Origin of the sequence: Curtobacterium sp. BRD11, assembly GCF_031844345.1 — a bacterium.
GTDB lineage: Bacteria > Actinomycetota > Actinomycetes > Actinomycetales > Microbacteriaceae > Curtobacterium.
Genome location: NZ_JAUZUZ010000002.1, coordinates 56085 through 69040, shown reverse-complemented (window position 1 = coordinate 69040; position 12956 = coordinate 56085). Strand labels below are relative to the sequence as shown.

Below are 12956 nucleotides of genomic sequence, written 5' to 3'. Positions count from 1 at the left end.
GAATCCTCAGATTCGGCGTGTCACGAGTCGTCCGGGCAGGGCGCCCTAGGCGGCCGCGCGTCGCGCCCGGTGCGCGCGGACCTTCGCGCGGTTGCCGCACCGCTGCATCGAGCACCACCGGCGGGTGCCGCCACGCGACGAGTCGTAGAAGACGAGCCCGCAGTCGTCCGCCGAGCACCGGCTGAGGCGGGTCGCCTGTCCGTCCGCGGCGACGTCGTCGAAGCCGACCTCGGTGAAGAGCGCCACCGCGTCGCGGGCCACGCTCGACAGCGCCTGGGCCAGACGGACCCGGTTCGCGCCCGCCCGACGTCGGCCCCCGGGCAGGCTCGGGGGCACGTCCGGCAGCGCCGCGAACAGGTTCACCGTGTCGATGTCGTCCGGTGCCGGCCGGGTCCGTCCGGTACCGGCGCGGAGCCCGGCGGCGACCGCGGTCCGTTCGGCGGGGCCCGACGAGCCGACGGGGGCCGGGGCAGCGGCGACGGCCAGTCGTCCGATCGCGGCGCGGAGGGCCCGGGCGTCCTGCAGCTCCCGCGCCGTCGCGCCGACGTCGATCGGCTCGGTGTGGTCGCCGAGCCACTCGTCCAGGTCGGCCGGCGTCACGAGGAGCTCACCGAGCCGGGCGCGAGGGCGACGGCCGTCGGCATCGTCGGCGAACCCACCGGTGTGGGCGAAGTCCAGGGCGATCCGGCCGGCGTCGAAGAACCACGACGACCCGCTGTCCGTCCGGATGTGCTGCCCCGTGTGCATCCGCCCAGGCTAACGGCTCCCCGGCGCGCCTCCACGTGCCGGATCGATCATGCGGTAGCCGCGCGCCGCTCCCAGGTGATGAGGTTCCGGCCGTCGAAGCGTCGCGCGCACCGGGCGCAGGCCAGGGGGCGCGTCGGTGTCCGGTAGCGGAAGTGCTCGTGGCCCGCCGGACAGGTGCCGACCCACGGCGCGAGCTCCGACGCGACGGGCCCGTCGTACAGGCGGGAGCCGGTGTACCCGATGTCCGCCGCGGTGCGTCGCCAGACGGGACCGTGACCGGCACGGGGACCGGCGAGCGCGTGCGCGACCTCGTGCAGCAGGACCTGGTCCACGTCGTCGTCCGACACCCGGGTGACGATGTGCCGGCTCACCGTGATGCGTCGGCGGCCGAAGTCGCACTGCCCCGCGCGGGTCCTGGCGTGGTCGAACGCGAACGTCCACCCGCCCGGGCCGAGGTGCACCGCCAGCAGGTGCTCGGCTCGTGCACGGACCCGCTCGAGCGTCGCCGCTGCGGGCTGCGTCGTCACCGTGCGCCGGGGTCCCGCAGGTCGTCGGTGGGCTCGTCGCGCGGCGCCTGACCCTTCTGCGCCGCCTTCGCCGCGATCCGACCCCAGATGTCGTCGGCGTCGGTGCGTGCGGCGTCGGGTGCTCCGAGCACACGGCGACGGACCGGCGGGACCTGCTTCACCGGTTCGGCGACGCGGGTCGTCTGCGGCTCGTCGTCCTCGGCACGGCGCGCGGCGACCTCGCGGGCGGTGCGGGGCTTGTCCTCGGAGGCCTTCGGCTGCGCCACCGAGGCCCGGAGCGCGGCCTCGACCGCGGTGCGGAGCGCCTCGGTGCGCTCCGACGGAGCCCCCGCCTGCCGGAAGGCCTGGTAGGCACGCGAGAGCGCCGACCGGGCCTCGTCGAACCGTGACAGCTCGAACAGCGACCAGCCTTCGAGCTCGGCGGCGGCGCCCTCGAGCTCCGGCCACTCCTCGGTCCGGGCGGTGTCGCGCGCCATCGCGGCCTCGGTCGCGGCGCGCTCGTGGCGTCCCAGGTCGTGCAGCACGTGCGCACGGCGGATGCGCGCGGCGACCTTGTCCGACCGCTCACCGGTGAACATCGTCAGCCGGAAGACCTCCTCCGCGACGACGAGCGACTCGTCGAGCCGGCCGAGCAGGCGGAGGAGCTCGGCCCGCTCCGCCAGGGCCTCGGTGCTCCGGCTCTGCCCGAGGTCGCGCAGCCGCTGCTGCACGGCGTCGGCGTCGACGGCCGGCCGCAGGCTGATCGGCGCGAAGGTGCTCCCCGGGCTCACACCCGCGGTGACCGGGGCGGAGTCGCCCGGCGCGGCGTGACGGGGTTCCCGAGCGCGGTCGGGTTGCTGGCTGTCGTCAGGCGGGAGGGACATCGGTTCGAGGGTAACCGCGGGCTCCCGTGAGCGGGCGGTGCCACGCGCACGGGGGGTCCGAGAACGCGGACCGGTCCGGGACGCGGAACGGCCCGCCCCGCTGCGGCGGGACGGGCCGTCGGTGGCACTCGTGGATCAGTTGCCGCCGGTGACCGCGGCAGCCGCGGCGATGCTGACCGCGATGAACGTCGCGAAGGTGGCGACGACGGCGAGGATGATCGCGAGGACACCCCAGACGCGACCCCGGCCCGCGACCGCCGCGATGATGCCCTGCACCAGGGCCCACAGGCCGAGGACGGCTGCGATGAGGATGATGATCGCCCCGCCGCCGAGCTGGCTCATCGCGGACGGGTCGTTCATGAGCTGCTGCTGCAGCTGTTCCTGCTGCTGCACCGATCCGCCGCCGTCGCGTGCGATCTGCTCGAGTGCGGCGTTGCCCGCGAACGCGGCGCCCAGCACGGCACCGCCGACGACGCCGAGCACGAGCGACAGGACCCCGAGCGCGAACGCCACGAGGCCGACGGTCTTCTTCTTCGCCGGCTTCGTCTCCTCGGAGGACTGCCACGCCGGGCTGCCTGCACTCGCCGGCGCCGAGGACGCCGCGTAGGGCTGGTGCGACCCCTGGTGCTCGCCCCACGTCGGGGACTCGTGACGGCCGTCGCGCTGGTCGTACCGACCGTGCTGGTCGTGCTCGCCGTGCTGCGGCTGGCCGTACTGCTGCTGTCCGTGCTGGTCGCGCTCGCCGTACTGCTGCTGCCCGTACTGGTCGCGCTCGCCGTACTGCTGCTGCCCGTACTGCTGCTGGCCCTGGTGCTGCTCGCCGTACTGCGGCGCCGATCCCGGTGCCGGTTCCACGCGCTCGCCGTAGCGGGGTGCGTCGTGCTGGTCGCGCTGGTCGCGCTGCGGCGCACTGCCCCAGACCGGCGCGTCGCCGTCGCCCGTCCGGTCCTCGTTGCTCCGGTCGTCGTTCGTCATCAGGGGACTCCCTCGGTCGGTCGCGCGGTCGCGCGGTCGTTGTCCCCCATCCTGGCAGCCGGATGCCCGACGTGTTCAGGGGGACTCGGCGCTCCTGTACCCGTCCCACGGCCGGGAGGCCCGGCACCGGACCGGCACCGGGCCTCCCGTCCGGCGTGTGGTCGGGACGCGACCGCGGGCTCAGCCGCCGAAGACGCTGCGGTTCGGTTCGGGGGACGCGACCGCGGTCGCGTCGGTGACGATGGGCGCGCCCGCCGTGAAGGCACGGAGCTCCTGCCCGTGCACCACCTTCGCCGGCATCGGGTCGGACGAGTAGCGCCGGGGCATGTCCGCCACGGGGAGGTCGGTCCGCGACCCGAGCAGCACGATGTTGCCGAACCGCCGCCCCTTGAGCATGCCGGTGTCGGCGACGGCCGCGACCGACGGCAGCACGGCCTGCAGCGTCGATGCCTGCCCGCGTGCGAAGGCCAGGCCGGCCCCGTCCGCGACGTTCACGGCGACGATCCCGGTGGGCGAGAGGAACTCGGCGACGGAGCGGTAGAACTCGACGCTCGTCACGTGCGCGGGGATCTGCGAGCCGCCGAACACGTCGACGACCGCCAGGTCCACCGTGCCGCGGAGGCCGGCCGGCAGCTTGCCGAGCACCTCGCGGGCGTCGCCGTAGCGGACCCGGATCGAGGCGCCGCGGGGGAACGGGAGCACCTCGCGCACGTGCTCGACGAGGTCCCGCTCCAGCTCCACGACCTGCTGCCGCGAGCCCGGGCGGGTGACGGCGACGTACCGGGGCAGGGTCAGTGCACCCGCACCGAGGTGCAGCGCCGTGATCGGTCCCTCCGGCAGGAGGTCGATCGCGTGTCCGATGCGCCGGATGTACTCGAACGCCAGGTGCGTGGGGTCCTCGAGGTCGACGTGCGACTGCGGCGTGCCGTCCACCACGAGCGTGAAGGACCCGGGGCGGTGCCGGTCCGGCTCCACCGACGCCCAGCCCGCACCGATCCGGAACCCGTCGAACGCATCAGCCATGCCTCCCATGGAACACCACCGCGGAGCCTCCGCTCTCCGCACGACCAGCCGACGTCAAGGGACACGACGTACCGTTCTCGTCGTCGTCACCCGACAGGTGTCGAGCACCGTGCGGCCGAGGCCGTGGTGTTCCGCCGGTCCGGGTGACCGCGACGTGGACCGGCACGACCCCGCGCGACCCCCACCGCGCCCGGGTGCCCCGCACGTCGTCGGCGCGCCCCGCACCCCCACCAGAGGCTCGCCGCCCTCCCGCGTGCGACGGCGCACGGCACCACGCGTGCGCCGTCCGACGACCCGGGCGCCCGCGGCAGGAACACGACTCCCGCAGGAGACCCGCGATGACCGACACCCTGAGCATCCCCACCCTCCGTCCCGCCCGGCGCCCGGCCGGCGTGCCACGCAGCCGGACCGGCTCCGCCGCGGCGGACGGTCGCCGGTCCGCCCGGCCGCACCGCGCCTCCCGGCCGGTGGCCGTCGACGGTGAGCGCGCTCCCCGGTGGATGCGCGTGGTCGGCGCCGTGCTGCTGCTCGGCGGGGGCGCGCTGACCGCGGCCGTCCTCGGTTGGCCGGGGGACGCACCGGAGGTCGCGCTGCTGCTGCCGGGCGTGGTCGCACTCGTGGCCGGTGCCCTGCTGCTGCTCGCCCGGACCGGCATCGCGGTGACCGACGCCGCCGTCGTCCTGCACTTCCGGCCGCTGCCGACGCGGCGGATCGCGCGGGGACGCATCGCCGACGTGACGGTGGCCGACGCGGACGCGCGCACCTTCGGCGGGGTGGGCCTGCGGCTCGGTCGCGGGGTGCGTGCGCTCATCCTCACGCCGGGCCGCGGCGTGCGGATCACGGACGACCGGGGGCGGGTGACCTTCGTCCGGACCGAGCACCCGGAGGAGCTGCTGCACGCGCTCGAGGACTGATCCGGGCCGCGCTGCGGGAATCCCGGGGCGGACGGTGTGCTCGTACACGCCATCGCGGGGGCGGTCCGCGTGCTTGTACACGCCGTCGCGGGGGCGGTCGGTGTGCTTATACACGCCATCGCCGAATCCGGTCAAGCCAGGACTGGACAGCGCGCGCCAGGGCGACCTATGATGACAGTTCGCGCTCCCTGGCATTCGTGTGTCGTCATATTGCGGTCGAACACGCGCCCTGGTGCAGCCGGTCCCGTATATGGCGGCGGGACCCGCTCACCGATCATCCCACAGGTCCTCGACGGTCGTTGCCGTCGTGCGTTCCGTGTCGGTGGTCCCGGGGTCGCGCCGAGCGATCAATCCACTCACCTACGTGCTGCTCGTCAGTACCGGCCCGACGGGGCCTACCGGAGGTCACACCCTTGGCTGCTGCGCCCAACGCATCCACCAACCCCAAGAACGGTCGCAACCACTCGCGACTCTCGTTCGCCAAGATCACGGACACCCTCACGGTGCCGGATCTGCTCGCCCTCCAGACGGAGAGCTTCGACTGGCTCGTCGGCAACGACGTCTGGAAGGCCCGCCTCGCCGAAGGACAGGAGCAGGGTCGCACCGACCTCGCGCTGCACTCCGGCCTCGAGGAGATCTTCGAGGAGATCTCCCCGATCGAGGACCTCGGCGAGACCATGCAGCTCTCGTTCACGTCCCCGGAGCTCGAGGACCCGAAGTACTCCATCGACGAGTGCAAGGAGCGTGGCAAGACCTACGCCGCGCCGCTGTACGTCAACGCCGAGTTCATGAACCACATGACCGGTGAGATCAAGACGCAGACCGTCTTCATGGGCGACTTCCCGCTCATGACCGAGCGCGGCACGTTCATCATCAACGGCACCGAGCGCGTCGTCGTCTCGCAGCTCGTCCGCTCGCCGGGCGTCTACTTCGAGCGCCAGCAGGAGAAGACCTCCGACAAGGACATCTACTCCGCCCGTGTGATCCCGTCGCGTGGTGCGTGGCTCGAGTTCGAGATCGACAAGCGCGACCAGGTGGGCGTGCGCATCGACCGCAAGCGCAAGCAGTCCGTGACCGTCTTCCTCAAGGCCCTCGGCCTGACGAGCGAGGAGATCATGGAGGAGTTCCAGGGCTTCGCCTCGATCGAGTCGACCCTCGAGAAGGACGCCGTCCTCACCAAGGAAGAGGCGCTCAAGGACATCTACCGCAAGCTGCGTCCGGGCGAGCAGGTCGCCGCCGAGGCCGCGCGTGCGCTCCTCGACAACTTCTACTTCAACTCGAAGCGCTACGACCTCGCCAAGGTGGGTCGCTACAAGCTGAACCGCAAGCTCGGCATCGACGCGCAGCTCTCGGACTCGGTGCTGACCGTGCAGGACATCGTCCGCACCATCAAGTACCTCGTCTCGCTGCACGCCGAGAAGACGACGCTCGACGGTGTCCGTGACGGCGAGCCCGTCCAGCTCCGTCTCGACGTGGACGACATCGACCACTTCGGCAACCGTCGCATCCGCGCCGTCGGCGAGCTCATCCAGAACCAGGTCCGCACCGGTCTGTCCCGCATGGAGCGCGTCGTCCGCGAGCGCATGACCACGCAGGACATCGAGGCGATCACCCCGCAGACCCTGATCAACGTGCGACCCGTCGTCGCCGCGATCAAGGAGTTCTTCGGCACCTCGCAGCTGTCGCAGTTCATGGACCAGAACAACCCGCTCGCGGGTCTGACGCACAAGCGTCGCCTGTCGGCCCTCGGCCCGGGTGGTCTGTCCCGTGAGCGTGCCGGCGTCGAGGTCCGCGACGTCCACCCGTCGCACTACGGCCGCATGTGCCCGATCGAGACCCCGGAAGGCCCGAACATCGGTCTGATCGGCTCGCTCGCGTCGTTCGGTCGGATCAACTCCTTCGGCTTCATCGAGACGCCGTACCGCCGCGTCGTGAACGGTCAGGTCACCACGACCATCGACTACCTCACGGCATCGGAGGAGGACGACTTCGTCGTCGCCCAGGCCAACGCGCCGCTGACCGACGACTTCCACTTCCAGGACGACAAGGTGCTCGTCCGGAAGAAGGGCGGCGAGGTCGAGCTCGTCGGCAAGGACGAGGTCGACTACATGGACGTCTCGCCGCGCCAGATGGTGTCGGTCGCGACCTCGCTCATCCCGTTCCTCGAGCACGACGACGCGAACCGCGCCCTCATGGGTGCGAACATGCAGCGTCAGGCCGTGCCGCTGCTCCGTTCCGAGTCGCCGCTCGTCGGCACCGGCATGGAGGGCTACACCGCCATCGACGCCGGTGACGTCGTCACCGCCGACAAGGCGGGTGTCGTCTCCGAGGTCTCGGCCGACGCCGTGACCCTGCAGCTCGACGAGGGCGGCACGCAGACCTACTACCTGCGCAAGTTCGACCGCTCGAACCAGGGCACGAGCTACAACCACCGCGTCATCGTCTCCGCAGGCGAGCGCGTGGAGCAGGGCGAGGTCATCGCCGACGGCCCCGCGACGGAGAACGGCGAGCTCGCGCTCGGCAAGAACCTCCTCGTCGCGTTCATGCCGTGGGAGGGCTACAACTACGAGGACGCGATGATCCTGTCGCAGAACCTCGTGAAGGACGACACGCTCTCCTCGATCCACATCGAGGAGTACGAGGTCGACGCCCGCGACACGAAGCTCGGCAAGGAGGAGATCACCCGCGACCTCCCGAACGTCAGCCCGGACCTCCTGGCCGACCTCGACGAGCGCGGCATCATCCGCATCGGTGCCGAGGTCCGCCCCGGCGACATCCTGGTCGGCAAGGTCACGCCGAAGGGCGAGACCGAGCTCTCCGCCGAGGAGCGCCTGCTCCGCGCGATCTTCAACGAGAAGTCGCGCGAGGTGCGCGACACCTCGCTGAAGGTGCCCCACGGTGAAGAGGGCACGATCATCGGCGTCAAGGTCTTCGACGCGCAGGACGGCGACGACGAGCTCGGCTCGGGTGTCAACCAGCGCGTGGTCGTCTACATCGCCCAGAAGCGCAAGATCACCGCGGGTGACAAGCTCGCCGGTCGTCACGGCAACAAGGGCGTCATTTCGACGATCCTGCCGGTCGAGGACATGCCGTTCCTCGCGGACGGCACCCCGGTCGACATCGTGCTCAACCCGCTCGGCGTTCCCGGCCGCATGAACTTCGGCCAGGTCCTCGAGATCCACCTCGGGTGGCTCGCGAAGCAGGGCTGGAACGTCGAGGGCATCCAGGAGTGGGCATCCGCCCTGCCGGAGGCAGCGCACAGCGCGGCGCCCGGCACGAAGGTTGCCACCCCGGTGTTCGACGGTGCGTACGAGCGCGAGATCGAGGGGCTCCTCGACAGCACGCTCCCGAACCGCGACGGCGAGCGCCTGATCGGTTCCTCCGGCAAGGCGCAGCTCTTCGACGGCCGCTCCGGCGAGCCGTTCCCGGAGCCCGTCTCGGTCGGCTACATGTACATCCTCAAGCTGCACCACCTGGTCGACGACAAGATCCACGCCCGTTCGACCGGTCCGTACTCGATGATCACGCAGCAGCCGCTGGGTGGTAAGGCGCAGTTCGGTGGACAGCGGTTCGGTGAGATGGAGGTGTGGGCGCTCGAAGCGTACGGCGCCGCCTACGCCCTCCAGGAGCTCCTGACGATCAAGTCCGACGACATCCTCGGCCGCGTGAAGGTCTACGAGGCGATCGTCAAGGGCGAGAACATCCAGGAACCCGGCATCCCCGAGTCGTTCAAGGTCCTCATGAAGGAGATGCAGTCGCTCTGCCTGAACGTCGAGGTCCTCTCGGCGGACGGCCAGGCGGTCAGCCTCCGCGACACGGACGACGAGGTCTTCCGTGCCGCTGAAGAGCTCGGCATCAACATCTCCTCGCGGTTCGAGTCGTCGTCCGTCGACGACATCTGAGCCGGCCCGTACCGAACACGTTTCGAACTCAGCAAGAGAGAAGAACATTGCTCGAAGCAACGTCATTTGACGCCATCCGGATCGGCCTCGCGACCGCCGAGGACATCCGTCAGTGGTCGTACGGCGAGGTCAAGAAGCCGGAGACCATCAACTACCGCACCCTGAAGCCCGAGAAGGACGGTCTGTTCGGCGAGCAGATCTTCGGTCCGTCCCGCGACTGGGAGTGCGCCTGCGGCAAGTACAAGCGTGTCCGCTTCAAGGGCATCGTCTGCGAGCGCTGCGGCGTCGAGGTCACCAAGTCCTCGGTCCGTCGTGAGCGCATGGGCCACATCGAGCTCGCCGCCCCCGTCACGCACATCTGGTACTTCAAGGGCGTCCCGTCGCGCCTCGGGTACCTCCTCGACATGGCGCCGAAGGACCTCGAGAAGGTCATCTACTTCGCGGCGTACATGATCATCAACATCGATGAAGAGGGCCGTCACGCCGACATGCCCGGTCTCGAGAACGAGATGCGCCTCGAGATCAAGAACCTCGAGGGTCAGCGCGACTCGATCATCGCCGACCGCCTCAAGAAGCTCGAGGACGACCTCGCAGCGCTCGAGGAAGAGGGCGCCAAGGCCGACGTGAAGCGCCGGACCAAGGACACCGCCGAGAAGGAGATGTCCCAGGTCCGCAAGTCCTTCGACGAGGACATCACCCGCCTCGAGCGCGTGTGGGAGGACTTCCGCAACCTCAAGGTCGGCGACCTCAAGCCCGAGGACGCCGTGTTCCACGAGCTGCAGGACCGCTTCGGGATCTACTTCGACGCCTACATGGGCGCCGAGGCGATCAAGCTGCGGCTCGAGGCCTTCGACCTGGCCGCCGAGGCCGAGTCGCTGCGCCTGCAGATCGCCGAGGGCAAGGGTCAGAAGAAGATCCGCGCGATCAAGCGCCTGCGCGTCGTCAGCTCCTTCCTCGCCACCGGCAACTCGCCGGCCGCGATGGTGCTCGACGTCGTGCCGGTCATCCCGCCGGAGCTGCGCCCGATGGTGCAGCTCGACGGTGGCCGCTTCGCCACGTCGGACCTCAACGACCTCTACCGTCGTGTGATCAACCGCAACAACCGTCTCCGCCGCCTGCTCGACCTCGGTGCCCCCGAGATCATCGTGAACAACGAGAAGCGCATGCTGCAGGAAGCGGTCGACGCGCTGTTCGACAACGGTCGTCGTGGTCGTCCCGTCACGGGTACCGGCAACCGCGCCCTGAAGTCCCTGAGCGACATGCTCAAGGGAAAGCAGGGTCGTTTCCGCCAGAACCTGCTCGGCAAGCGCGTCGACTACTCGGGTCGTTCGGTCATCATCGTCGGCCCGCAGCTCAAGCTGCACCAGTGCGGTCTGCCGAAGCAGATGGCGCTCGAGCTGTTCAAGCCGTTCGTCATCAAGCGCCTGATCGACCTGTCGCACGCGCAGAACATCAAGTCGGCCAAGCGCATGGTCGAGCGTTCGCGTCCGCAGGTGTGGGACGTGCTCGAGGAGATCATCCGCGAGCGCCCCGTCCTGCTGAACCGTGCGCCGACGCTGCACCGTCTGGGCATCCAGGCGTTCGAGCCGCAGCTCGTCGAGGGCAAGGCCATCCAGCTCCACCCGCTCGTGTGTGCTGCGTTCAACGCGGACTTCGACGGTGACCAGATGGCCGTGCACCTGCCGCTGTCGGTCGAGGCCCAGGCCGAGGCCCGCATCCTGATGCTCGCCTCGAACAACATCCTCAAGCCGTCGGACGGCCGTCCGGTGACCCTGCCCGCACAGGACATGATCATCGGTCTGCACCACCTGACGACCGTCCGTGAGGGCGCGCTCGGCGAGGGCCGTGCGTTCTCGTCGGTCGCCGAGGCGATCCTGGCCAAGGACCAGAACACGCTGCACCTCAACGCGATGGTGAAGATCCGCATGTCGGGTGTCCACTTCGCCGAGGGCGAGGCGCCGGAGGGCTACGAGGTCGGTCAGCCGATCCTCCTCGAGACCACCCTGGGCCGTGCGCTCTTCAACGAGACGCTGCCGGCGGACTACCCGTTCGTCCAGCGCGTCACCGACAAGGGCACCCTCTCCGCGATCGTCAACGACCTCGCCGAGCGCTACTCCAAGACCGAGACGGCCGCTGCGCTGGACCGGATCAAGGACGCGGGCTTCTACTGGGGCACGCGCTCCGGTGTGACCGTGGCGCTGTCGGACGTCGTGACGCCTCCTCGCAAGAAGGAGATCATCGCGGGCTACGAGGTCCAGGCCGCCAAGGTCCAGGGCGAGTTCGACAAGGGTCTGATCACCGACGCGGAGCGCCGCGCCGACCTGATCAAGATCTGGACCGAGGCCACGAACGAGATCGCGCAGGAGATGCGCGACAACTTCCCGGTCGACAACACCATCAACCGCATGGTCTCGTCGGGTGCTCGTGGTAACTGGCTGCAGGTGCGCAACATCGCCGGTATGCGTGGTCTGGTGAACAACCCGAAGGGTGAGATCATCGCCCGCCCGATCATCAACTCGTACCGCGAGGGCCTGACCGTGGCGGAGTACTTCATCGCCACGCACGGTGCCCGCAAGGGTCTGGCGGACACGGCTCTCCGTACCGCCGACTCGGGCTACCTGACCCGTCGTCTCGTCGACGTGTCGCAGGACGTCATCATCCGTGAGGACGACTGCGGGACGACCCGTGGCCTCGAGCTGCCGATCGCGACCGTGGGTGCCGACGGCGCCCTCGTCCGCGACCCGCGCGTCGAGAACACCGTCTACTCGCGCACGCTGGCCACCGAGGCAGCGGACGCGAAGGGCACGGTCGTCGCCGAGGCCGGTTCGGATGTCGGTGACGTCCTGCTGGACACGCTGCTCGAGGCGGGTGTCGAGAGCATCAAGGTGCGCTCGGTCCTGACCTGTGAGTCGGCCGTCGGTGTCTGCGCGAAGTGCTACGGCCGTTCGCTCGCCACGGGCAACCTCGTCGACATCGGCGAGGCGGTCGGCATCATCGCCGCCCAGTCCATCGGTGAGCCCGGTACCCAGCTGACGATGCGTACCTTCCACACGGGTGGTTCGGCCTCGGCCGACGACATCACGCAGGGTCTGCCCCGCGTGACCGAGCTCTTCGAGGCGCGCACCCCGAAGGGCGCGTCCCCGATCGCCGAGGCCCCCGGCCGCGTCACGATCGAGGACACGGACAAGGGTCGTCGGATCATCCTCACGCCGGACAACGGCGACGAGCCGTTCATCTACCCGGTGCTCAAGCGTGCGACCCTCCTCATCGAGGACGGCCAGCACGTCGAGCTCGGCGAGCAGTTCATCGCCGGCACGGTGGACCCGAAGGAGGTCCTCCGGGTCAAGGGTGTGCGCGAGGTCCAGAAGCACCTCGTCAACGGTGTGCAGGACGTGTACGGCTCGCAGGGCGTGCCGATCCACGACAAGCACATCGAGGTCATCGTCCGCCAGATGCTCCGCAAGGTCACCGTCGTCGACCACGGCGACACCGACCTGCTGCCGGGCGAGCTCGTCGACCGGTCGCGCTACAACGCGCTGAACCGTGCGGCGCTGCAGGAGGGTCGTAAGACCGCCTCGGCTCGCCAGGAGGTCATGGGCATCACGAAGGCGTCCCTCGCGACCGAGTCGTGGCTGTCCGCCGCGTCCTTCCAGGAGACCACCCGCGTCCTCACGCAGGCGGCCATGGAGGGCAAGCAGGACCACCTCGTCGGTCTCAAGGAGAACGTCATCATCGGTAAGCTCATCCCCGCCGGGACGGGCCTCAGCCGGTACCGTGACGTGGACGTCGCCGCGACCGAGGAAGCCAAGGCGGAGCGGTACCCCAACCGCATCTTCGCCGACGACTCCTCGTTCTCGGACGCCGACCTGAGCTTCGTCGACTTCGACAGCTTCTCGTCGGACGACTTCACGCCCGGGACCTACAACTGAGCCTGAGCTGAACCCGGAAGGCCCCCGCATCCTCGGATGCGGGGGCCTTCCTCGTTGCCGGCGCGTGGCCGGTCAG

Annotated in this window: 8 protein-coding genes; 3 read left to right on the top strand and 5 right to left on the bottom strand. The window is 70.0% G+C overall.

What is annotated here, in order from left to right; genetic code table 11:
- Window positions 1–45: 45 nt before the first annotated feature.
- From Q9R28_RS04780 to Q9R28_RS04760, 5 genes are all read right to left on the bottom strand, one after another.
- A complete protein-coding gene (locus tag Q9R28_RS04780; RefSeq protein ID WP_066657096.1) occupies window positions 46–747 on the bottom strand; it encodes a CGNR zinc finger domain-containing protein in 702 nt (233 codons plus the stop codon).
- Window positions 748–794: 47 nt separating this feature from the next.
- Window positions 795–1274: a SprT-like domain-containing protein gene (locus Q9R28_RS04775; RefSeq protein ID WP_209684894.1), complete on the bottom strand. Its 480-nt coding sequence runs from the start codon at window positions 1272–1274 to the stop codon at window positions 795–797.
- Window positions 1271–2137, bottom strand: a complete 867-nt coding sequence (locus tag Q9R28_RS04770) for a hypothetical protein (RefSeq protein ID WP_209684895.1) — start codon at window positions 2135–2137, stop codon at window positions 1271–1273. The genes Q9R28_RS04775 and Q9R28_RS04770 overlap by 4 nt, the downstream gene beginning before the upstream one ends.
- Before the next feature lie 135 nt (window positions 2138–2272).
- The gene (locus tag Q9R28_RS04765; protein ID WP_311205575.1) at window positions 2273–3112 is read right to left on the bottom strand and encodes a DUF4064 domain-containing protein; all 840 of its coding nucleotides are present in this window, start codon (window positions 3110–3112) and stop codon (window positions 2273–2275) included.
- Between the two features lie 180 nt (window positions 3113–3292).
- Window positions 3293–4135 (bottom strand): spermidine synthase, encoded by an 843-nt coding sequence (locus Q9R28_RS04760; protein ID WP_066657081.1) that lies wholly within the window; start codon window positions 4133–4135, stop codon window positions 3293–3295.
- Between the two features lie 338 nt (window positions 4136–4473).
- Here Q9R28_RS04760 and Q9R28_RS04755 point away from each other — a divergent pair, with 338 nt between their 5' ends.
- The 3 genes from Q9R28_RS04755 to Q9R28_RS04745 all read left to right on the top strand — a co-directional run bounded on the left by Q9R28_RS04755 (window position 4474) and on the right by Q9R28_RS04745 (window position 12880).
- Window positions 4474–5049 carry a hypothetical protein gene (locus Q9R28_RS04755; protein ID WP_066657079.1) on the top strand — a complete coding sequence of 192 codons (576 nt, stop codon included), beginning with the start codon at window positions 4474–4476 and terminating at the stop codon, window positions 5047–5049.
- A gap of 413 nt (window positions 5050–5462) precedes the next feature.
- On the top strand, window positions 5463–8951 hold the full coding sequence (gene rpoB, locus Q9R28_RS04750; protein ID WP_066657077.1) for a DNA-directed RNA polymerase subunit beta: 3489 nt from the start codon (window positions 5463–5465) through the stop codon (window positions 8949–8951).
- A gap of 47 nt (window positions 8952–8998) precedes the next feature.
- Entirely contained in the window at window positions 8999–12880 is a 3882-nt protein-coding gene (locus Q9R28_RS04745) for a DNA-directed RNA polymerase subunit beta' (RefSeq protein ID WP_311205574.1), read from the top strand.
- The last annotated feature ends 76 nt before the right edge of the window (window positions 12881–12956 follow it).